Source organism: Candidatus Sodalis endolongispinus (assembly GCF_018777395.1).
Lineage (GTDB): Bacteria > Pseudomonadota > Gammaproteobacteria > Enterobacterales > Enterobacteriaceae > Sodalis_B > Sodalis_B endolongispinus.
The window spans coordinates 514,132-535,844 of record NZ_JAFJYC010000002.1 but is presented as its reverse complement, the minus strand read 5'-3'; the positions used below and the strand labels follow the sequence as shown (position 1 = coordinate 535,844).

The 21,713-nt window shown below is 57.6% G+C and carries 14 protein-coding genes and 3 pseudogenes; 7 read left to right on the top strand and 10 right to left on the bottom strand.

Annotated elements, in window-relative coordinates; genetic code table 11:
• Window positions 1-4: 4 nt before the first annotated feature.
• Together JZM24_RS15780 and JZM24_RS15775 are read right to left on the bottom strand one after the other, a co-directional pair.
• Complete coding sequence (locus tag JZM24_RS15780) at window positions 5-1,027, bottom strand: hypothetical protein (protein WP_215670851.1); 1,023 nt, start codon at window positions 1,025-1,027, stop codon at window positions 5-7.
• Between the two features lie 506 nt (window positions 1,028-1,533).
• Window positions 1,534-4,941 (bottom strand): annotated as a pseudogene (locus JZM24_RS15775) (2-oxoacid:acceptor oxidoreductase family protein).
• Between the two features lie 232 nt (window positions 4,942-5,173).
• Between JZM24_RS15775 and JZM24_RS15770 the strand changes: the two are divergent.
• Window positions 5,174-5,422: a DUF333 domain-containing protein gene (locus JZM24_RS15770; RefSeq protein ID WP_215670849.1), complete on the top strand. Its 249-nt coding sequence runs from the start codon at window positions 5,174-5,176 to the stop codon at window positions 5,420-5,422.
• 145 nt (window positions 5,423-5,567) lie between these two features.
• Here JZM24_RS15770 and JZM24_RS15765 read toward each other — a convergent pair whose 3' ends face one another.
• Window positions 5,568-6,560, bottom strand: coding sequence for a 2-hydroxyacid dehydrogenase (locus JZM24_RS15765; RefSeq protein ID WP_215670847.1), 993 nt, complete (start codon window positions 6,558-6,560; stop codon window positions 5,568-5,570).
• A gap of 149 nt (window positions 6,561-6,709) precedes the next feature.
• Between JZM24_RS15765 and JZM24_RS15760 the strand changes: the two genes are divergently transcribed.
• The 3 genes and pseudogenes from JZM24_RS15760 (at window position 6,710) to JZM24_RS15735 (ending at window position 9,438) form a co-directional block, all read left to right on the top strand.
• The gene (locus JZM24_RS15760) at window positions 6,710-7,006 is read left to right on the top strand and encodes an intermembrane phospholipid transport protein YdbH family protein (RefSeq protein ID WP_215670845.1); all 297 of its coding nucleotides are present in this window, start codon (window positions 6,710-6,712) and stop codon (window positions 7,004-7,006) included.
• Window positions 6,972-9,229, top strand: a pseudogene (locus JZM24_RS20010) (intermembrane phospholipid transport protein YdbH family protein). The gene JZM24_RS15760 and the pseudogene JZM24_RS20010 overlap by 35 nt, the downstream one beginning before the upstream one ends.
• The gene (locus JZM24_RS15735) at window positions 9,229-9,438 is read left to right on the top strand and encodes a YnbE family lipoprotein (RefSeq protein WP_215670836.1); all 210 of its coding nucleotides are present in this window, start codon (window positions 9,229-9,231) and stop codon (window positions 9,436-9,438) included. Before JZM24_RS20010 ends, JZM24_RS15735 begins: the two are co-directional and overlap by 1 nt.
• 165 nt (window positions 9,439-9,603) lie before the next feature.
• Here the strand turns inward: JZM24_RS15735 and JZM24_RS15730 are convergent, their stop codons facing one another.
• Window positions 9,604-10,209 carry an FMN-dependent NADH-azoreductase gene (locus JZM24_RS15730; RefSeq protein WP_215670834.1) on the bottom strand — a complete coding sequence of 202 codons (606 nt, stop codon included), beginning with the start codon at window positions 10,207-10,209 and terminating at the stop codon, window positions 9,604-9,606.
• Window positions 10,210-10,430: 221 nt separating this feature from the next.
• Between JZM24_RS15730 and hrpA the strand changes: the two genes are divergently transcribed.
• On the top strand, window positions 10,431-14,306 hold the full coding sequence (hrpA, locus tag JZM24_RS15725; RefSeq protein ID WP_215670833.1) for an ATP-dependent RNA helicase HrpA: 3,876 nt from the start codon (window positions 10,431-10,433) through the stop codon (window positions 14,304-14,306).
• 122 nt (window positions 14,307-14,428) lie between these two features.
• On the opposite strand, the gene JZM24_RS15720 is transcribed toward hrpA, so the two are convergent.
• From JZM24_RS15720 to rstA, 5 genes are all read right to left on the bottom strand, one after another.
• Window positions 14,429-15,247 carry a trypsin-like serine peptidase gene (locus JZM24_RS15720; RefSeq protein WP_215670832.1) on the bottom strand — a complete coding sequence of 273 codons (819 nt, stop codon included), beginning with the start codon at window positions 15,245-15,247 and terminating at the stop codon, window positions 14,429-14,431.
• Between the two features lie 147 nt (window positions 15,248-15,394).
• Window positions 15,395-15,475 (bottom strand): small membrane protein YdgU, encoded by an 81-nt coding sequence (gene ydgU, locus JZM24_RS20090; RefSeq protein ID WP_512699077.1) that lies wholly within the window; start codon window positions 15,473-15,475, stop codon window positions 15,395-15,397.
• Between the two features lie 139 nt (window positions 15,476-15,614).
• Window positions 15,615-15,932 (bottom strand): acid resistance repetitive basic protein Asr, encoded by a 318-nt coding sequence (gene asr, locus JZM24_RS15715; RefSeq protein ID WP_215670831.1) that lies wholly within the window; start codon window positions 15,930-15,932, stop codon window positions 15,615-15,617.
• Between the two features lie 326 nt (window positions 15,933-16,258).
• The gene (gene rstB / locus JZM24_RS15710; protein WP_215670829.1) at window positions 16,259-17,563 is read right to left on the bottom strand and encodes a two-component system sensor histidine kinase RstB; all 1,305 of its coding nucleotides are present in this window, start codon (window positions 17,561-17,563) and stop codon (window positions 16,259-16,261) included.
• A complete protein-coding gene (rstA, locus tag JZM24_RS15705) occupies window positions 17,560-18,288 on the bottom strand; it encodes a two-component system response regulator RstA (protein ID WP_215670827.1) in 729 nt (242 codons plus the stop codon). The genes rstB and rstA overlap by 4 nt, the downstream gene beginning before the upstream one ends.
• 275 nt (window positions 18,289-18,563) lie before the next feature.
• Between rstA and JZM24_RS15700 the strand changes: the two genes are divergently transcribed.
• On the top strand, window positions 18,564-18,989 hold the full coding sequence (locus JZM24_RS15700; protein WP_215670826.1) for a hypothetical protein: 426 nt from the start codon (window positions 18,564-18,566) through the stop codon (window positions 18,987-18,989).
• A 160-nt stretch (window positions 18,990-19,149) separates the two neighbouring features.
• Here JZM24_RS15700 and ydgH read toward each other — a convergent pair whose 3' ends face one another.
• Window positions 19,150-20,103, bottom strand: a complete 954-nt coding sequence (gene ydgH / locus JZM24_RS15695; RefSeq protein WP_215670823.1) for a DUF1471 family protein YdgH — start codon at window positions 20,101-20,103, stop codon at window positions 19,150-19,152.
• A gap of 155 nt (window positions 20,104-20,258) precedes the next feature.
• Here ydgH and pntA point away from each other — a divergent pair.
• Window positions 20,259-21,704: pseudogene (gene pntA, locus JZM24_RS19290) on the top strand (Re/Si-specific NAD(P)(+) transhydrogenase subunit alpha).
• The last annotated feature ends 9 nt before the right edge of the window (window positions 21,705-21,713 follow it).

Below are 21,713 nucleotides of genomic sequence, written 5' to 3'. Positions count from 1 at the left end.
CCTGTTAAGGCCGCACCCATTGCGCCAGTTTTTGGTCTCTTTGTGCCAGCAACGCAGGGTGACTATCGGGACGGTACGTCTTTTCATTGTTGGCCATAGCGGTAAACACTGTCATGGCACGACGCAGATGATCCAACGCGAAATTACCCTGCGGCGATGCCGAGGCAAGCGCCAGCGATTCCTGAATCGTCTGGCTTAGCAACAAGGGCTGGAGCTGTGTTTGCTTATGATACAAATAGCGGCTGTCGCTGCTAAAGTTTGGCACATAAGAAAACAGGTCGCACAGCAGGATAAAACAGCGATAGAAGGCGTAATCACCCATTCGCCTGGACGAGTCAGACAGGAGAAAGCGCATTAATCCTTCTATGGTGGCGAAGTTTGCCGCAAAGTGGCCCGCCGTCGGTTGCCGCCGCATGCTTTCAATCAGCGCGTTTATCCAAGTTTCGGTCAGCGTCATCATCGCCGGGTTGCTGCCCGCCATGCGCGGTACTTCAGCCGTCAGGTACTTGCCGAGACGGGACAAGGCAAGGCCTGCGGCCTGACGTGCTTTCGTTGCCTTCAACGATGAAGGGACGGTCTCTTTAACGCGCTTATAGTCGCTTTCGATATATTTGGTCAACAGACGTAGCGCGGTTAAATCCTTGCCGGGCTGGCTGAGGTGTTCATTGAGCATTCTCGCCGCCAGGTGCAGCTTCTGCGGGCTATGACCATAGCTCGTTTTCAAGAATAGCTCTTTTTTATTCAGCAGATCGTTCATCAACTGGTTACGGGCGGCCAGGCTTGCCGCGCTTTTTTTCGTTGCTTTTGCCGCCCCTCCTGCGTCTAAAGCAGACAATGAACGCGTTGTCCGATAATGAACGCGCCGCCCCCAACTTGTGGTTTTCACCCCCGGGGTGACCTCTTTAGTTGAAACCGAAGGCGATGCCTCCTTCGCCGTTGGTGATGATGGCGCTGGGGTGATACCAGACATCGGGGAGTGTTTAGTAGTCATGAGGTAATTCGGCGTGAGCTTTGCCTGGATGTACATGCATTTTCCTGAAGGAGTTAAATGTTGATCTAACGCGACCCGTGCCTGCCGACGCCAGAGGTCATGCCGTCCGCGCCGGCAAGCAATTGGTATCGCTTACAAAGTCGTGACTAACCCGTCCTGGCGTGAGCCGACCTGTATTGCTAATGTAGCGATCGGTTTCCTTAATCAGAAGAGCAAAGGCTACTGTTGCCATGACACCGTCGCCTGGCAGGTTCATCAGCGTTACTTATCCTTTCTGCGCTCGCTAGTTCCTTCCGGCAGGATTTTTATCGGTATCGCAGGTTGGACAGGCACCAGCGGCCCTGATTATGGAAAAAATACGGGCTGAGTGGAATATGAATTGGGAATGTCACGGTGCAAAGCGGTGGCATAGGCGCTAGCGCAGTAGGGACGCCGACTGGCGTAATGGCAGAGGGAAGCGGTTTCAAAACGACGCCGCGCAGATGGGGGCGGTGAGGCCACCCATCCGCGCGGTTGATAAGCGTTCGGGGAGTGCCGAGGCGTCAACCGGAGGTTTCCGCCTTACCGGCCATACGCGCCAGAAAATCATACTTTTGTTTCAGCTCATTCTCCGCCGCCTGATACAGCGTGCTGGCGACGTCCGGCTGCTGAGTAGTTGAGCCGGCGGAAACGTTGTTCGTTAAGCAGCTTGGCGGACAGGTCGCTTGACGGTGGCCGGGAGTCCAGCGCCAGCGGCAGTTTGCTTTCTTCGCGGCGGCGGGGATCGAAGCGGTACAGCGGCCAGAAACCGGTGGCGGTCAATTGTCGCATCTGATCATGGCTCAACGCCAGATCATAGCCGTGTTCTTCGCAGGGGCTATAGGCGATGATCAACGACGGCCCCGGATAGGCTTCCGCTTCCTGGATGGATTTAACCGTTTGATTCAACTGCGCGCCCAGGGAAATCTGCGCCACGTAGACATGACCGTACATCATCATGCTTACGCCAAGATCTTTGCGCGCCTTGCGCTTACCCTGTTCGCCAAATTTGGTCACCGCGCCCAACGGGGTGGCCTTGGACTGTTGTCCACCGGTGTTGGAATAGCATTGGGTATCCAGCACCAGGATATTGACGTTTTCGGTCAGACTCATTACATGATCCAAACCGCCAAAGCCGATATCGTAGGCCCAGCCGTCGCCGCCGATGAGCCAGATAGACTTATCAACCAAATAATCGGCGTCCTGCGCCAATTGACGAACCGAAGCATCCGCGGCGTCGCCCAGCAGCTGGCGCAATTCGCCGATTTGCCGCCGGCGATCGTCCACCGGCACCTCGTCGGCGCGTAAACCGGCCACCAGCGCCTAGGGCAGTAGCTCGGCGTGCGTCTCCAACAGGCGTAGCACGCGCTTACGGTGGCTATCCACCGTCAGGCGAAAGCCCAGGCCAAATTCCGCATTGTCTTCGAACAGCGAATTGGCCCAGGCCGGACCGCGGCCGTCGGCGTTGGTGGTATATGGCGTGGTGGGCAGGTTGCCGACATAAATGGAAGAACAGCCGGTGGCGTTGGCGATAAGCAATCGATCGCCGTACAACTGGGTCAGCAGTTTGATATAGGGCGTTTCACCGCAGCCGGAATAGGCGCCGGAATATTCAAACAGCGGCGTTATCAACTGCGAGGTGCGGATATCGATCCGCTCAAGCGTGCGGGTGTCGATTTCCGGCAAGTTGAGGAAGAAATCATAATGGACCTTCTCTTCCTCCACGTGCGCCAGACGCGAGGCCATATTGATCGCTTTGATGTCCGGGTTTTGCCGGTCTTTGGCCGTACAGACCTCGACACACAGGTTACAGCCGGTACAGTCTTCCGGCGCCACCTGCAGCACATATTTCTGGCCACGCATATCGCGCGCTTTTACCTCCAGAGACGCCAGGCCCGCCGGCGCGTTTTCCAGCGCTTCGGGGGCGACGACTTTGGCGCGAATGGCGGCGTGAGGACAGGCCGCGACGCAGTGGTTGCATTGGGTACACAGCGACGGTTGCCACAGCGGAATTTCCTCGGCAATATTGCGTTTTTCCCACCGCGTGGTGCCCATGGGCCAACTGCCGTCTGGGGGGAGCGCAGAAACGGGCAGGGCGTCGCCCAAACCGGCCAGCATGGCGGCGGTCACGACCTTGACGAAATCCGTCGCTGCGTCGGAAACGACCGGCGCGGCCGTACGGGACTTGCGCCATCGACCGGCTGCAACGTTACGTTAAATAACGCTTCGCGCGTTGCCGCCAGCGCTTGCCAATTTCGCTCAACCAGCTCTTGTCCTTTGCTGCTGTAGCTTTTGGCTACCGCCTGCTGCAGGGCGTTGAATGCCACATCCGGGGGTAAAATCCCCGACAGTTGGAAAAAAGCCATCTGCATGACGGTATTGATGCGCGCACCGAGCCGGCATTCGCGGGCGATCTGCTGGGCATTGATAACATAAAAGCGCGCCTGACGTTCATTGAGCAGCGCCTGCACTTCTTGCGGCAGCCGTGCCCAGATGTCTTCGGCGCCGTAAGGGGTATTCATCAGGAAAATCCCGCCGGGGCGCAGACGTTCCACCATTTGATATTTATCGATAAATTGCGACTGGTGGCAGCCGACAAAGTCCGCCTGGCCCACCAAATAGGCCGAATTGATCGGTTTTTCGCTGACCCGCAGATGGGAAACGTAAAATAACGCTTCCAGCCGGGACTGGCGCGGCAGCGTTGCCTCGGGCAGCGGCAGCGAAAGGTGGGTGACATCATCATAGATGCCGACGGTGAAACGCGGCCGCGGCGCCGCAAGCGTAAGCTCGTGGAACACCGCCAGCACGCAGGGCGGATCGAACTCTTTCGACGACAGACCATAGCGGCCGCCGATGGTTCGCGGCAGCGTGTCGCGCTCGCCTCGGCTATAGGCTTCCGCCAGCGCGGTCATTACGTCGAGATACAGCGGTTCCGCCTGGGCTCCCGGCTCTTTGGTCCGTTCGAGCACCGCAATGGCCCGGGCTGTCTTCGGAATAACCGCCAGCAGATGGCGGGCGGAGAAGGGACGAAACAGCCGCGCCTTGACCACGCCGACTTTTTCACCGCGGGTCAGCAATGTATCAATCACCTCCTCACAGGTACCGGCGGCGGACCCCATCACGACAATCACCCGCTCGGCTAGTGGATGGCCGTAATAGTCAAACGGTTGGTATTGCCGGCCGGTGGCGGCGGCGAAGGCATCCATCGCCTGTGCAACCTGAGTGTAGGCGTCGTTGTACAAGGGGTTGGTGGCTTCCCGCGATTGGAAATAGGTGTCGGTGTTGGCGGAGGTGCCGCGGATCATCGGTTTGTCCGGCGTCAACGCGCGGGCGCGATGGGCGTCGATGGCGGCCTGGGGCAACAGTGCTTGTAGAGTATCGTCCGACAAGGGAGCAATTTTGTTGATTTCATGCGAGGTACGAAAGCCATCAAAGAAGTGAATAAAGGGCAAACGGCTATTCAAACTGGCGACCTGGGCAATCAAGGCGAAATCCTGCGCTTCCTGTACGTTGTTGGCGCATAGCATCGCGCAGCAGGTCTGGCGCACCGCCATCACGTCAGAGTGATCGCCAAAAATCGACAGCGCATGGGTCGTGACGGTGCGCGCCGACACATGCAGAACAAAGGGAGTCAACTGGCCGGCCAGCTTATAAAGCGTCGGGATCATCAGTAATAATCCCTGTGACGAGGTGAACGAGGTGTACAGTGCGCCGGTTTGCAGCGCGCCGTGGACCGTGGCGATAGCGCCGGCTTCGGACTGCATTTCGACCACCCGCGGGGTGTCGCCCCAAAGATTGGCGGTACCGGCTTCAGACCAGGCGGCGGCCTGCTCCGCCATGGTGGAGCTGGGCGTAATAGGGTAAATGGCGATAACTTCATTAATGCGGTAGGCCACCGAGGCGACTGCATTGTTCCCGTCTGTGGTGATCATGAGGACCCTTTTCTGTGCTGCGGATGATAGCCGTTAAATCATTGGCTTATCATAAATTAACGCAATTATAGCAGCACTAACTCTGGGGGATTTTAGCTTTTGTGTGATGGCCGCCAGGCCGCGAAATAGGGTAAAAGTGTAAAGGCATAGAGCAGGTTCTCGACGAAAGCGTTTGCTACCGCTACACTGGCTGTTCCAGACGATTCCTATTTCATCCTTGCGGAGCCCTTTGATGACGTTATCACGGTGGGTATTGGCGACCTCAGTCGTATTACTGGTTGCCTGTAGCAGCGATCCCAGTGTTAATGACGAACCCGAGCAGCAGGGGACGGCGGTGCGCATGCAGCGTCCGGTGCTGAGCCAGGCGGAACAGGCCGCCTGCAGCGGCGTTGGCGGCACGCTTACCGCTGCATTGCAGTTGGACGGCTCCACCGTGGTAATGTGTCAGCTGACCAAAGGCCGTCGTCTGCACACGCGCTAAGCTTGTTAGTCGGCAAGCGGCGTCTTTCGCCGGTCGCTGTGCCGGTCTTGCCGCTCGGGATCCCAGCCTGCGGCAACACGCACTGTCCTGCCCTGGTCACTTGGCGCAAAGGCGCTTATTACCCGTCAGCGGCGCCGCAGCGTTATCACAGGCTAACGATATTGGCGCAATCTTCCCCTCGCGCCAGCATCTGAATATTTTGCAGCGTGGTCTGGCCGATGTGCGTCAGCGCCTCTTCGGTTAAAAAGGCCTGGTGGCCGGTGAAGAGAACGTTATGGCAGGCCGACAGGCGGCGGAACACGTCATCTTGGATGACGTCGTTGGATTTATCTTCAAAAAACAAATCCCGTTCGTTTTCGTAGACATCCATCCCCAGCGCGCCTATCTTCTGCAATTTGAGCGATTCGATGGCCGCCTGAGAATCAATCATCCCGCCGCGGCTGGTATTGATGATCATGACGCCGTCTTTCATCTGCGCAAACGCCGCGTAGTTAAGCAGATGGTGGTTTTCCGGGGTAATTGGGCAATGCAGGGAGATAACGTCCGAGGCGGCATACAGGCTTTGCAAGTCCACATATTCCGCCCCCAGCTCCAGCGCTTGCGGGTTGGGATAGGGATCATAGGCCAGCAGGCGCATGCCGAACCCGCGCAAAATACGCATGGCGGCGATGCCTATCTTGCCGGTGCCGATAATCCCGGCGGTGCGCTGATGCATATTGAAACCAATCAACCCTTCAAGGGAAAAGTTGGCATCGCGGGTGCGCTGGTAGGCCCGGTGGATGCGCCGGTTCAAACACATCATCATGCCTACCGCATGTTCCGCCACCGCTTCCGGGGAATAGGCGGGCACTCGCACGACCTGAATACCCAGCTCGCGTGCGGCCTCGAGACTGACATTATTGAAACCGGCGCAGCGCAGCGCCAGGATAGTGATGCCCAGCGCCGCCAGCTGTTCCAGCACCTCCCGGCCGCCGTCGTCATTGACGAAAAGGCAAACGGCATTACAGCCCTCGGCGGTTTTGACGGTGCGCGGCGTCAGCAGGAAATCGAAATACCCCATCTCGAAGCCAAAAGCTTCGTTCACCTGGGACAAATACTTGTGATCGTAATTTTTGGTACTGTAAACAGCGACTTTCATTATTTCGTCTCCTTGATCATCCGGCGAGTGTAGCAGATGACCCGTACAGGTACAATGCAGCGGCAACGCGACGTTGCTAATCGACAATATAGTCCTCGTATAGGATATGTTATTGTTAGCGGGTCTGTCAGCCACAAGGATGGATGGTCATGCCCCTGACACCATTGCCGTTTGGCACTTTTCGCCGGCTGTGGCGCAACGTTGCGCTGATGCTGGTGCTGCTATTTTTCCTGCTGCTTGCGCTATGGCTTAGCCTACCGCGCTGGTTGCCGATGTTGGCCGAATGGGCGCTGCCCACCGATGTGCATCTCCGGCTTGATGGCCGGCCCGGCTGGCGGCAGGGCGCGTTACGGCTACCGGCGTTCAGCCTGACGCGTGGCGGTTGCCTCTGGCTGCGCAGCGACGGCGGCGATGCCACTCGCCGCGCCGGCGACTCCCGCAAGTGATCCCCTTGCCCAGTGGCAAAGGTTGCCGGCGTTTACTGTTCACATCGATCGCCTGTCGGTGGCGCCGTGGCAGACGTGGGGCGGCGGTCTGACCCTGACGCATACGGGGGCGCACACCCGGCTGGTTTATCAGGGCGACAAGCTGAGCGCCGAATTGGCCCTTAACGATCGCCAACTCACCTTACAGCGTCTAAGCGTGAATGGCATGCCGGCGCCGGTGGTGATGCAGGGAAAACTCACGTTGGCGCCCGGCGCCCGGTTACAGCCCGAAATCGGGGCCATGCAGGGCGGGTTCAACCTGGCGAACGGCACAGCACTGGCGTTTAATCTTAGCTGGCGTCAACAAGCGGGGACGCTGCTTGTCACCGATACCCATACCGGCATCACGCTGGCGCAGTTGCCCTGGCGGCTTTCTGCGCGTGAGTTTGTCGTCAGCGGCGGGCGATGGCGATGGCCGTACGCGACACAGGCGTTGGCGGTGGGGATGGCGCTGACGCTGACCGACTGGCGCGCCTTGGCGTCAGCGCGCGGCTCAACGTACTGACCCAGGGCTTGCATGGCCGCGCCAACGCGGTGCTGAATATCGGACACGGGACGCTCAGGCTAACGGATAATCGTTTGCCGTTTCGCCTGAATGGTAAGGTAAATGACAATAATTTATCGCTGGATTCCGCTATCCCCGTCGAATTACGCGGCGATGTCACCGCGCCTTATCTTGCCTTATTACCCGGGGCGCTATTGCGGCTGGTGGGGGGCGTGTCGGATGTGCTGGACATCGATACCGCGCGCCTGCCCCTCGCCGGTATTCAGCTATCCTCTGCGGGAATCAACGGTCGACTGCAGGCGATTTTGCAGGCCAGGATGGGAGACAGTGGGCGTTTCACCCTCCATTTGGACGGCAAGGCGGTGAATTTCTGGCCTGATGCCGGCGACTGGCGCTGGCGGCTGTGGGGCGATGGCGAGCTGAAACCGTTCGGCGCCCGCTGGCGTATCGCCGGTCGCGGCGCCTGGCAGGATCAGGTCCTCCGTCTGAACGAGGCACAAGGGGAAATGGACCGCTTCCGCTATGGTCTGATCGATGCCCGAGCGCCGCGCTTGCGCTTAACTACGCCAATGGAGTGGCGTCGCGGCACCGATCATCCGGCGCTGGCAGGCGCGCTGGAAATGACCTAAGCGCGGGTGCGATTGCAGCGCGGCGGGGCGCAGCCAGGACGCCTGGCAGTGGCGCGGTACCCCCTACAGGCGGGCGCGCTGGGGCCTGTGCAGCTGAACGGCCGCTGGGACGGCGAGCGGCTGCGCGGTCAGGCCTGGTGGCCGAAACAGCCGCTGCGGGTGTTTGCGCCGCTTTTGCCGTCGACGTCGGATATCCGGCTGCATCAGGGCGAATTTTACGCCCAAAGCGCCTTTTCCGCCTCGGCGAGTCAAGGTTTCATCGCTGGCGTGCATGGCGTGTTGAGCGGGGGCGATATATAGTATGGCGTTAATCGTCTTATCGGCGTCCGGCTGTTGCTTTCCTACCGTCTGGCGCAGAGCCGCTGGCAGTTGTGGCTTCGTCAGCCTGTCTCCTTGCACATTGATGAGGTGGTTTCCCCCATCCCCCTGCGCGAGCTGGATACCGGCCTGAAAGGGTTCTATCCCTTTGATGATGCTCATCCGCTCACCTTGACGCATGTCCGGCTAAACACCCTGGGTGGTAAGGTCAGATTAACGCCGCGGCGGTTGCCGCAGCACGCGCCGGCGGTGCTGAAAGTCGAGGGGGTGGAGATGAGCGAGCTTATCACCGCGCTAAACCCCAAACAGTTTGCCCTGTCGTGGCGGGTAAGCGGCGAATTGCCGCTGCTGCTCGACGATCCGACGCAGGTCATTCCCCGCGGCTGGCTCGCCAGCGATAATCTGATGACGCTGCGTCTAGATCCACAGTTCGCCGACGCGCTTTCCCAACGGGATATTGCCACCGCCGCCGCCGCCGTCGATTGGCTGCGCTATATGGAAATCAGCAACCTGCGCGCCGGGTTGCATCTCAGTCGCGCCGGGGATTTGACCCTCAACGCGGATATCGCCGGAACAGGCGCCCATGCGTCGGCGCGGCGCACGGTACGCCTGCATTACACACACCGGGAAAATATCTGGCAGCTGTGGCGCAGTTTGCGCTTTGGCGAAAGGGTGGAACAGTTATTGGAAAAACAGGCGGCAGCCGCCATGCCTGCCGAAGAGGAGCCTTAATGCATTGGAACAAGAGCTTGATGGCGCTTTTGTCGCCGCTTCTGCTGACGCAGTGCGTGCCGCGGATCGAAATCGCCACGCCGACCACGCCAATCACCATTAATATGAATGTGAAGATCGATCACGATATCCACATCAAAGCCGACCCGCAAAGTGAGGCACTGTTGAATCGCGAGCGGGCCAGTCAGGCGCCATCCACGGGTCAGTGACGGTGTTTACGCCGGATTATCCCCCGTAAAAACCGGACAATGAGAGCCGGGCGTGAGAGAGCATACCATCACGCCGGGGGCCACCGGCGCTATCATGAAAAAAGCGCACCCGAAGATGCGCCAAACTGGCCAGGAGCCCAACGGAGGGTAGGTCAGTTAATGGTTTCAGGCTAAAACGAAGCCCTGGATTGCCGTTTTTGCCTCTTCCTGCGCTTTTACCGCGGCTTCCGGGCCATAAGCCACGCCTTCGGCGTAAATAAAGCTGACGTCGGTGATGCCGATAAAGCCCAGTAACAGGCGTAAATATTGGGTCACCAGATCGCTGGGGGTGTCTTTGTGGATAACACCGCGGGTGGTGAGAATAAGCGCGCGTTTGTTTTTCACCAGCCCTTCAGGTCCTTGTTCGCTGTGGCGGAAAGTTACGCCGGCGCGGGCAATCAAATCGAAGTAGTTTTTCAATTGGCTGGGGATCGCGAAATTGTACATAGGCGCGGTAAATACCAGCACATCATTAGCCTGCAATTCGCTTATCAGCGCGTCGGATAATTCGAGCGCTTGCTGCTGGCGCGGGGTCAAGGTAGCGTCGGAGGGACGCAGTGCACCGACCAACTCGCCATCCAGTTCCGGTACCGGCTGGGCGCCCAAATCGCGCACGGTAATGTCGTCGCCCGGATGCTGTTCGCGCCATTGGTCAATGAAATGGTCAGCCAATGGGTTCGACTGGGAAAAGGTGGCCAGAATGCTGGACTTGACTACCAAAACGTTGCTCATGGTTTTTCCTTAATGATGACGGGATTCGACAACCTGCGTTTACTGTAGGCAACTTCCCGCCGGCATGATAGCGCAATAATTCGAGTTGTTTATTCGAAATTATTGAACAATTGCCGAAGCGGTCGGGCTGCGCGCCGTAATATGGTAGAATGTGGACGAAAAGTGCATAGAGAATATCAGGCCGGCCGTGCATGTCCGGCCGCAGGTAAAGTAAGGTAGATGTGAATTCACCCCTTGCGGCACTGGCCGCGACGCTGGACGATGTCATGATCCGCGACAAAAAGGTGCTAACGCGCCGCCTGCAGGGCGCCGCCAAACGCCCTTTGCCCGGCGAGCGGCAGCAACAGATGGAAACCATCATCGCCGATTCGCGCCAACGGGTGCGGGATCGGCGTGCGGCCGTGCCTGCCATTGCTTACCCGGAAAATTTGCCCGTCAGCCAAAAACGCCGGGCGATATCAGACGCGATACGGGATCATCAGGTGGTCATCGTGGCGGGAGAAACCGGTTCCGGTAAGACCACCCAGCTGCCGAAAATCTGTCTCGAACTCGGGCGGGGCGTCACCGGCATGATAGGCCATACACAGCCGCGAAGGCTGGCGGCGCGCAGCGTGGCCGATCGTATCGCCGGCGAGCTTGCTACCCCGCTTGGGGGAGCCGTAGGCTATAAGGTGCGGTTTAACGATCAGATCGGTGATAACACCCTGGTGAAATTGATGACCGACGGCATACTGCTTGCGGAGATACAGCAAGATCGCCAGCTATTGCAGTACGACACGTTGATCATCGATGAGGCCCACGAGCGCAGCCTGAACATCGATTTTATTTTAGGCTACCTGCATCAGCTGTTGCCGCGCCGGCCAGATCTGAAAGTCATCATCACCTCCGCCACTATCGATACACAGCGCTTCTCGCGCCACTTTCATCACGCGCCGATCATTGAAGTGTCCTGCCGCACGTACCCAGTAGAAGTGCGCTACCGTCCGCTGGCGGAACAGGCGGACGATGAGGGGGATCAGGCGCAGGGCATTTACGATGCGGTGCATGAGCTTAGCCGTGAAGGGCCGGGGGACATTCTGATATTCATGAGCGGCGAGCGTGAAATTCGCGATACCGCCGATGGGCTCAATCGGCTCAATCTGCCACATACCGAGGTGTTACCGCTGTATGCCCGCTTGTCCAACGCCGAACAAAATCGGGTGTTCCAATCCCATGCCGGCAGACGCATCGTACTGGCGACCAATGTGGCCGAAACTTCCCTCACCGTGCCAGGTATCAAATATGTCATCGATCCCGGCACGGCGCGCATCAGCCGTTATAGTTTTCGTACCAAAGTGCAGCGCCTGCCTATAGAGCCGATCTCGCAGGCGTCGGCCAATCAGCGCAAGGGGCGCTGCGGCCGCGTGTCGGAAGGGATTTGTCTCCGCCTGTATTCGGAGCAGGATTTTTTCTCGCGGCCGGCCTTTACCGATCCCGAAATACTGCGTACCCATCTGGCATCCGTCATCCTGCAAATGACGGCGCTGGGGCTCGGCGACATCGCGGCGTTTCCTTTTGTCGAGGCACCCGACAAAAGGCATATTCAGGACGGCGTGCGGCTTTTAGAGGAATTGGGGGCGCTGGAAGGCGAAACGGCCCATGGCTATCGTCTGAGCCCGCTTGGACGGCAATTAGCTCAACTGCCGCTGGACCCGCGGCTGGCGCGGATGGTGCTGGCGGCGCGCGAGGGCGATTGCGTACGTGAAGTGATGATTATCGCCGCCGCATTGTCGATTCATGATCCGCGCGAGAGGCCGATGGATAAAAAGCAAGCGTCGGATAAGAAACATCGCCGTTTCGCAGATAAAGAGTCCGACTTCCTGGCGTTTGTCAACTTATGGGATTATCTGCAAACGCAGCAAAAAGATCTGTCCTCCAGCCAGTTCCGCCGCCAGTGTCGGGTGGATTTTCTCAGTTATTTGAGGGTGCGGGAGTTGCAGGATGTCTATACCCAACTGCGCCAGACGGTGAAAACCCTGGGCCTGCCAATCAATGCCAAGCCCGCGGATTACCGATCGCTGCACTGCGCGCTGTTAACCGGTCTACTGTCCCATATCGGGCAAAAAGATACCGACAAGCAGGAATATACCGGCACCCGTAACGCCCGTTTCGCGCTGTATCCGGGAGCGGCGCTGTTTAAAAAACCGCCGAAGTGGACCATGGTGGCTGAGCTGGTGGAAACCAGCCGGCTATGGGGCCGCACCGTCGCCCGAATAGAACCGGAGTGGATAGAGCCGCTGGCCTCCCATCTGGTGAAACGCAGCTACAGCGAACCGCACTGGGAGAAAGCCGCCGGCGCGGTGATGGCCGCGGAGCGGGTCACGCTGTTGGGCCTGCCCATTGTCATCGGTCGTAAAATCAACTACGGCGCTATCGATCCGCTCTTGTGCCGCGAGCTGTTTATTCGCCATGCGCTGGTTGAAGGCGATTGGCAGACCAGTCATCCGTTTTTCCGCGCCAATCGGCGGCTGCTGGACGAGGTGGAGGAGCTGGAGCATAAATCCCGGCGGCGTGATATTTTGGTGGATGATGAAACGTTGTTCGCGTTTTACGATGGCCGACTCGGTCAGGGGGTGATATCGGCGCGCCACTTCGATAGCTGGTGGCAACAGGTGCAAAAGACTGATCCTGAGCGACTTAATTTTGCCAAAACCATGCTGGTGCGCGCGGGCGCGGACACCATAAGCGCGGTGGATTATCCTAATCTTTGGCGCCAGGGTAACCTGAAACTGCGTCTAAGTTACCAATTCGAGCCCGGTAGCGATGCCGATGGCGTCACGGTGCATATTCCGCTGCCGCTGTTAAACCAGGTGTCGCCGCATGGGTTTGATTGGCAAATTCCCGGCATCCGCCGTGAGCTGGTTATTGCACTGATTAAATCACTGCCCAAGACGTTACGCCGTAACTTTGTGCCAGCGCCCAATTATGCCGAGGCGTTTCTGGCGCGCGTGACGCCCGATGAAACGCCCTTGCTGGACGCCCTGGAGCGTGAATTACGGCGCATGAGCGGCGTCACCCTCGAACGGGATGCCTGGCAATGGGATCTGGTGCCCGATCATCTGAAAATCACCTTCCGCGTGGTGGATGAGCAACAAAAAATCCTGGCTGAAGGCAAGGATTTGGACAGTCTGAAAGCCCGTCTAAAAAACAGTGTGCAGCAGACGCTGGCGGCGGTAGCGGATGCAGGGCTGGAGCAGGAGAGTGTGCAAAGCTGGAATTTTGGCAACCTGCCGCAGCGGTTCGAGCAGAAAAAGGGCGGTTACCGACTCATGGCTTGGCCGGCGCTGGTGGACGAACGGCATAGTGTCGCCATCAAGTTATTCGAGACCAAAAAAGAGCAGCAGCGGGCAATGTGGCATGGAGTGCGCCGCTTGTTGTTACTGACTATTCCGTCGCCAATAAAATACCTGCATGACAAGCTGCCCAATAAAGCCAAGCTGGGACTCTATTTCAATCCTTATGGCAAAGTACTGGATTTGATCGACGACTGTATACACTGCGGCGTGGATAAGCTGATGGCGGACCAGGGCGGGCCGGTGTGGCAGGAGCAGGATTTCCAACGGCTACAGGAGTATGTCCGCGGCCATCTCAATCCGGTGGTGGTTGAGATAGCCAGTGGGGTGGAGCAAATCTTAAGCGTGGTGTTCGCCATTAATAAGCGCTTGAAAGGCAAAGTTGACCTTAGCCAGGCGCTGGCGTTGTCCGACATTAAAACCCAGCTTAACGGTCTGGTGTATCTGGGCTTTGTCACCGCCAGCGGCTGGCGGCGGCTGGGAGACATTTTACGCTATTTGCGCGCCGTCGAACGCCGGCTGGATAAGCTGGCCATCGATCCCCACCGCGACCGCGCGCAAATGCTAAAGGTCGAAGCGGTGCAACAGGCATGGCGGCAATGGCTGGCCAAACTGCCGCCTGCCCGCCGTGATGAGGATGACGTGGTTGAGATCCGCTGGATGATTGAAGAACTCAGGGTCAGCTTCTTTGCGCAACAGCTGGGGACGCCAGCCCCGGTGTCGGAAAAACGCATTCAGCAGGCCATGGACCTCATCCAACCTTAACCGCGAGGGCCACGGCGCCGCGCCGGCCTTTCAGGGCAATGTAGTGTCCTGCAGGCGGGCGCTTAACTGCTCTCACTGAACGCATGGCTTAACCGCGAGGACTACGGCGCTGCGTCGGCCCTTCATGGCGCCGTAGTGTCTTGCCGGCGGGCGCTTAATTGCTTTAGCTGTTCGCGTGTCGCGGTAATGGCCAGCGCGCGGTTATCGGCCCGGTAGCGGTCTTTGGCCAGCGGTGCCGAGCTTTGAATGGCTATCAACCGCCAGCCGGTCAATGTATAGAGCATGAGCGGCGAGCCGCTATCACCGGGCAGGGTATCGCAGCGATGTGAAAGCACCGCGCGCTGCGCCCAGCCGGTAATTTGGCAGTTTTCATGGCGATATAGCATATCCAGATGATCTTCTGGATAGCCGGCCTGCGTCGCGTGCCGTTCTGCCTGTTTCAACTGCAGGGTTAATTCTTCGCGATCGCCTTCCCAGAGCGGAAACGGCTTCAATGCATTAAAGGGACGAGTCAGGCGGATTAACGCAAAATCTTCCCCTGCCGCCGACGGCGGTACCACCCAACCATCTCCCGCGGGTTTCAGCCGCTTACCAAGTGAGCCGGCCACCAGGGTCTCAATAGCGCTGGTCTGATAGCGCCAGCGCTGATGATCGGCGACAAAACGTAACATGACGGCGGGGTCGATGTTGCCCGGCGGCGTCAGCACGCAATGGCCGGCCGTCAAGGCGAGATGAGTGGAAATCAGCGTGGCGGTACACAAATTGCCGCTGGCAGTTTCTACCTGACCGCTGGCCTGCCACGGACAGCCAGCGGGGTCGGTTATCGCCTGACGTTGATCGTGACCAAAGAACAGCATGCGCTGCTCATCGGTTAGCGCGGCGCTGACCCGGGACAGAGGAAATATCATGACCAACAACAGCAGCAAAGGCGCAATACGCATAGAAATACTTGCCTTATGATTATCTTGGGATTCATCCGTGCGGCGTTTACTCACTATAGCCGATAATGGCCGCTAAGGAGAGTAAAAAACGTTGTGTTTCAGTCGGCTAAAGGCAGCTTGTGGTAGGCTGTCCGCCGAAGAGGATAGTTAGAGGTAGAATGACGCACAAATCAGCGCGCCGAGGATCAAGACGCCCAGAATAATTTCGTAGCGATAACGTCGCAGCATAGACCGGACCCTAATGAAGCGACACCCGGTTGTCCGGGTGTCGCGGTAGAGCGATGTTTCGCGAACCAGGACCGCGAAGACCCTGTCCGTGCGCGGCGGTGAGGGGGAGTAACCGACGGCCGGCAAGGGTTTACCTCAATTAAGCGGCAGGGGTAGCAGCAGCGGCTTTCGGCGCGGTTTTAGCGTGTTTCTTCACGTGCTTCTTGGCGGCCTGGGCCGTTTGGGGAGCTGCAGCTTTCTTATGCTTTTTCACGGTTTTTTTGGCCGCTTGGGCAGTTTGTGCCGGTGTGGATTTCTTGGCTTTCTTATGTTTCTTCACGTGATGCGTGGTTTTTGCCGGTGCGGTTTGAGTGGTGGTGCTGCCGGCGGCCGGCGCGGTGGTAGCGGTATCAGCGGCGAAAGCGGCGCTGGATAATCCCATGTTGGCGGCAACAATCAGTGCGAAAACTTTTTTCATTGTCAGATCCTCAGCATTGCGGTTTCGTTGACAACCCCGAAACGGGGCCGATGAGGTGAGATTAGGGGAAGGGGCGGATAGTGTCAGTGAGTGAATGGTATCGCTCTGTAACCGTTTGTACGAGCTGTGGCCATCATGGCATCAACCGGCACCATCAAAAAAATGTGCTGCCGGGCGCAGGTGGAGGGCGGCAGCGCCGGTAATGCAGAACACGAATGGGAACTGTGGTTAGTTACAACATACTACTAAATTTATTATTGCTAAATACTATTCAGACATAACGCACGCGGAAAACGAAAATACCCACCGTCATGAAGCCCGTGATATCAGCCAATGCCGGACGGTCGAGCGGCTCCCGCTTTCAGCGGCAAGCGAAACAAAAAACGGGCACCACCCAAATGGCTTTCGTCGGCACTCACCTCACCGCCGCAGGCCAGGGCAATGGAATGCACAATGGCCAGCCCCAGACCGCAGCCGCCGGTGGTGCGATCGCGTCTGGGATCGAGGCGAACGAACGGCTCGAAAATCCGTTCACGTTCGATCGCCGGAATGCCCAGGCCGTCATCATCGACCTGCAAATAGCCCCAGTTACCCTGTTGGCCTAGGCGGACGCTGATGCTTTGGCGGCTGTAGCGCAACGCGTTATTGACCAGATTATCCAGCACGCGTTCGGTAAGCCTTTCATCCAGAGAGCCGAAATCCCCGCCGGCGGGTATCTCTTGCGCGATAGCGCGTTCCGGGTGCAGTATGCGCATATCGTGCAATTTTTCGCCGAGCCAGCGCGGCAAATCGAAGGCGGTCAAATTCAATACCACCTGCGGCCGGTCGAGTCGGGCAAACGTTAACAGCTCGTCAATGAGACCTTCCAACTGTGAGATGTCGTGATTCAGGCGCTCCTGTTCCTCTTGCGAGACACCTTCGCTCATCGCCAGTCGGTAACGCAGGCGGACCAGCGGTGTACGCAGTTTGTGGGCAATACCGTCGATGAGCCGTTTTTTACTGGCGATAAGCGTATTGACGCTATCCGCCATCTGGTTAAACGCTATGCCCAGCCGGTAGAGGCTGGAGGCGCTGTCGAAATGGGTGCGCTCGTTGAGATGGCCCTGACCGAGGCGTTGGGCGGCGAGCTCCAGTTTCAACATGTCCTGCCAGTGGGGACGCATCCAGATAAATACCGGAAAATCCAGCGACAGCCCTATCATAACCAGCAGCGCCAAATCGAGCAGGCGCATCTCGTGCAGGAAGAATAAGTATGGTATAGGGCCGACCGCCAGGACATAATTACTGCGCGGAATACGCTGGATGAAGGAATATTCATCGTCGAGGGCGACAATTTCGCCACGCCGAAGACGCAGGTCTGACTCCGGCTGCAGGCGAAATTTTTTCATCGGTTCAATATGCAACTTGAACGACACGTTGAGGTCCAGCCGATTGATGGTCTTATTCCAGTCACGCGGCGGTATGGCGCGCAGCTCGCTTTTCATCAGATACAGCGAACTTTTCATCAGATCGTCAAGGGATTTACGGCCGGCACGCTCAGCGGTGACTTTATACACTAGTCCGACCAGCAGTGTCATCACCAGAAAGCAGACGAACAACAGCAGATAAAATTGGATAAAGAGCTTTCTCATGACCGAGAGCGCTCCCAGGCGTTGGGGGCGAACAAATAACCTTTATTGCGGATGGTTTTGATACGAAACGGCTCAAGCGCGCTGTCGTCGAGCTTTTTACGCAGACGGGAAATTGCCACATCGATACTGCGGTCCAGCCCGTCATAGCTTACGCCGCGCAGCTTTTTCAGCAAGGCTTCGCGGTCCATGATCTGGCCGGCATGGCAGGCGAGCTCCCACAGTAATTCAAAGTCCGCCGTAGAGAGCAAGACGGTTTCTCCATCAAGCATAACCTGGCAGTTGATGGCGTCGATAATCAATTGCCCGAAATGCAGCACGCTGGCGGTACCGACGGGGGACGAGGAAGCTTGCGCCTGCCCAGCGCCGCTGTTCTGGCGCAAATGCAGCCGCACCAGGGCCAGCAACACCGCGGGCGGCGTCGTTTTCAAAATATAATCGCTGGCGCCCATCTCCAGCGCCAGAACATGATTCATATCGCTGTCCAGCGAGGTTAGCAAAACGATAGGGCCCGTATAGCGCGGGCGTAAATCCCGGAACAGCGTCATGCCGTCCTTGCCGGGCAGGAGAATATCCAGCAGTACCAGGTCTGGCGCCTGCGCTTCGATAACCTCCAGCGCCCGATCGCCGCGCGGCTCCACAATGACCTCGAAGTCATGCTTCACCAGCCAGGCGGCGATCAGATTGCCGACTTCGCTATCGTCTTCTACATATACGATCTTATTCATTATTATACTTTACCGTTTTTTAACACCCACATCCCTGCCCAGAGCATACCGCCACTTGTGCCCGGGCGCCACGTGCCGGGATAAATCATTTGTTAACAGGAATTAAGGTGAGATCCGGGCCGCAAATGTTGACATCGATCGGGCGGGTAAGCATGGCAAGGCCACCTTTTCGCCATTGCCCGGCGGCTGAGCACCTTTTATCCCTGCCGGTATGGTATAGTGCAAGTCGGGCGGAAGGCGAGCGGCGCCAAACGGTTTAGAGAGGAAAGGGCGAGATGAGCAAACCTCAGTTTGCAACTGCTGAGCAGGGTGAAGCCTTTTGCTTCGATTACACGGATTATCTCTCCGCAAGCTGTAAGAAACGCTGGAGTTTCATTGATGCGATATACGGCGTCATTCCCATTTTTGGTATGGTGACCCGAAAGGCGGCGGTCAGTAGCCAGACCGACCAGGAAAAGCTGAAGGCCCTGGCATTGCAGGTGCTTTCCACCCAGTTGAACGACGAAACGAATATCATCCGGCTGATTACTCTCGCCGGACAGCAGGGCCTAACCCGCTTCTATATTAAATTGCCCTACGCCATTGAAGGGGAGCAACTGTCCCATATTCGTCAGGAAGTCGGTCAGCCGTTGCAGCTTACCCAACAAGATGAGCGGCTGCTCATCCGCTTACCTGCCCACCGCACCGCTCCCTGTATCTGAATCACACCACGAGAGCCTGTTGCCTGTTACCGCTGTCTTTTGGCGCCCTTGATCCAAGGCGCCAGGAGCCACAGCATCACGGCGCATAATAGCGCGTGAAAACGCGACTCTCTGGTGTGGGTTCAAGCTTGCGATTTACACGCAAGCCCGCGACGATACGTTATTTAAACAGGTCGGCGCTGATGGTCAAGTTACTGCCGCTTTGGTTTTGTTGCCATTGGCGCGTAATGTGATAAAACTTCGCCCCTTTCTTCGCCGCGCGTCGCGCGGTTTCGCTAGACACATCGGTCGAGCTATTGAAATGGCCGGTGAAGCTGATGAAATCAAACAGCACCATTTGAGCGGCGGTAATGTTGTTAACTTCCTGAATTTTGGTGCCATCAGGCAAGGTGACAGTGTAGCGTGTACCGCGCGTGGATTGCGTCTCGAAGAGGCGGCCTACGTTACTGCTGGGTGATTCTGACGAGGCAACCCCCGGAATCTCTACTTTGGCGGCGGCGGCGCCCCCGGCGGCCAGCGCTGCTTTCCCGGCTTCGGAATTGGCCGGGATCTTGTCCGGGCTCTGCACGACGCGCTTAGGCGCATCCGCTTTATAAATGAAGGTGGTTGCAAACTGGTTGCCGCCCTGATTGGCGTTTATCTGGCGCACGATGTAGTAAGACGCGGCGCCCTTGGCCTTCGCCGCTTTGGAGATAGCGTCGTTTATTTCCGGCTGGTTGCGATAAAAGCCGTTCACCGATACGGTATCATAAGGTTCGAGTAAATTGGCCTCGGTGCGCGGCAGCTCTTTGACGCCATTAAATACCCGGTACTGTGTTTCGGTGGAGGCGGCGGGGGCGTCCTGACGATAGAGATCGGCGGTCACGCGCCAATTGCCGCTGTTGTTGGCGTCATTGATATTGACCACATAGAACGCCGCGGCGCCAGCTTTATCGGCGCGGCGAGAAACCGCCGCGGCGGCTTCATTAATGGCATTAAAGCGGCCGATAATATTAATACGCTCAAAAGGCTGCAAACTGGCGGCTTTTTCCGGCGTAAGTTCCTGCGCCGCCTGTGCGGTAAAGGTAAGCACAGTCATTAACGCCGATGTCAATAGTGTCTTCTTCAGCTTCATAAAAAATCCTTTCGACAAACGCTTTCACGCAAAATGTGCTGAACTGTTGATGTATTTGACGCCTGCTGGATTTATCGGGCGGCGGCACGTGCTGCCGCGCGTTCCGGTCCCGGCAACCTGTCATTTACAAAAGAACTGAATAATAATGGAAAGCTATGCGTATTGGTGTACCTAAAGAACGCGTTGCCAACGAAGCCCGGGTCGCCGCCACGCCTAAAACCGTCGAGCAATTGCTTACGTTGTGTTTTAGTGTTGCGGTTGAAAGCGGCGCCGGCACGCTGGCGAGTTTCGAGGATGCCGCTTTTGTCGCGGCGCGGGCGCGACGCTGACAACAACCTCTGAAGTCTAGCAGTCGGATATCATTCTCAAAGTCAATGCGGCGACCGAGGATGAAATAGCCTTGCTGCAAAGCGGCACGACGTTGATAAGTTTTATTTGGCCGGCGCAAAATGCCGACCTTCTGACGGCACTCAGTGCTAAAAACGTGACCGTTATGGCGATGGATGCCGTGCCTCGCATCTCCCGCGCCCAGTCGCTGGATGCTCTGAGCTCAATGGCCAATATCGCCGGTTAGAGCGCCATTGTTGAGGATGCCCATGAATTTGGTCGTTTCTTCACCGGCCAGATTACGGCGGCGGGCAAAGTGCCGCCGGCCAAAGTCATGGTGATCGGCGCCGGGGTCGCGGGGCTGGCCGCCATTGGCACCGCGGGCAGTCTGGGCGCCGTGGGTCGCGCCTTTGACACCCGTCCCTAGGTGAAAGAGCAGGTGCAAAGCATGGGCGTCGAGTTCCTTGAACTGGATTTCAAGGAAGAGGCGGGCGGTAGCGATGGTTACGCCAAGGTGATGTCGGACGCTTTTATCAAAGCCGAGATGGCGCTGTTCGCCGAATAGGCGCAAGAAGTCGATATTATTGTTACCACCGCGCTGATTCCGGGCAAACCGGCCACCCGCTTGATTACCAAAGAGATGGTCGCCAGCATGAATCCTGGCAGCGTAATTGTCGATCTGGCGGCGCAAACCGGCGGTAACTGTGCTGACCGTGGCGGACACCGTTACGGTGACCGATAATGGCGTTCGCATTATCGGTTATACTGATTTACCCAGTCGGTTACCCACCCAATCCTCCCAACTGTATGCTACCAACCTCATTAATATGCTGAAGTTACTCTGTAAAGAGAAACAGGGCGACATCGTGGTGGATTTCGACGACGTGGTTATTCGCGGCGTCACCGTGATACGCGACGGCGAATTGACCTGTCCGGCACCGCCTATCACCTTGTCCGCCCAGCCGAAGCCGGCGCAGGCGGCTCCTGCCGCAAAACCCGTCGAACCGCCCCGTCCGGCGTCGCCGCTGCGAAAATATGCGCTTATCGCGTTGGCGATTATTTTATTTGGCTGGTTGGCGGATGCGGCCACGCGCGATTTCTTGTTGCATTTTACGGTGTTCGCTCTGGCCTGCGTCGTGGGCGCATTATTACAGATTGGCGATGGCGGTTGGGTTTCATTTCTGTCGTTTATCGCCGTGCTGATTGCCAGCATCAATATCTTTGGTGGTTTCACCGTCACTCAGCGCATGCTGAAAATGTTTCTTAAAAATTAAGGGGTGAAC

Bases quoted from the DNA above. Each gene is read 5' to 3' on its own strand.
- rstB (WP_215670829.1), bottom strand. From the start codon at position 17,563: ATGAGAAAGCTCTTTATCCAATTTTATCTGCTGTTGTTCGTCTGCTTT.
- JZM24_RS15735 (WP_215670836.1), top strand. From the start codon at position 9,229: ATGCATTGGAACAAGAGCTTGATGGCGCTTTTGTCGCCGCTTCTGCTG.
- ydgU (WP_512699077.1), bottom strand. From the start codon at position 15,475: ATGCTGCGACGTTATCGCTACGAAATTATTCTGGGCGTCTTGATCCTC.
- JZM24_RS15780 (WP_215670851.1), bottom strand. From the start codon at position 1,027: ATGTACATCCAGGCAAAGCTCACGCCGAATTACCTCATGACTACTAAA.
- rstA (WP_215670827.1), bottom strand. From the start codon at position 18,288: ATGAATAAGATCGTATATGTAGAAGACGATAGCGAAGTCGGCAATCTG.
- JZM24_RS15760 (WP_215670845.1), top strand. From the start codon at position 6,710: ATGCCCCTGACACCATTGCCGTTTGGCACTTTTCGCCGGCTGTGGCGC.
- JZM24_RS15720 (WP_215670832.1), bottom strand. From the start codon at position 15,247: ATGCGTATTGCGCCTTTGCTGCTGTTGTTGGTCATGATATTTCCTCTG.
- ydgH (WP_215670823.1), bottom strand. From the start codon at position 20,103: ATGAAGCTGAAGAAGACACTATTGACATCGGCGTTAATGACTGTGCTT.
- JZM24_RS15770 (WP_215670849.1), top strand. From the start codon at position 5,174: ATGACGTTATCACGGTGGGTATTGGCGACCTCAGTCGTATTACTGGTT.
- JZM24_RS15765 (WP_215670847.1), bottom strand. From the start codon at position 6,560: ATGAAAGTCGCTGTTTACAGTACCAAAAATTACGATCACAAGTATTTG.
- asr (WP_215670831.1), bottom strand. From the start codon at position 15,932: ATGAAAAAAGTTTTCGCACTGATTGTTGCCGCCAACATGGGATTATCC.
- JZM24_RS15700 (WP_215670826.1), top strand. From the start codon at position 18,564: ATGAGCAAACCTCAGTTTGCAACTGCTGAGCAGGGTGAAGCCTTTTGC.
- JZM24_RS15730 (WP_215670834.1), bottom strand. From the start codon at position 10,209: ATGAGCAACGTTTTGGTAGTCAAGTCCAGCATTCTGGCCACCTTTTCC.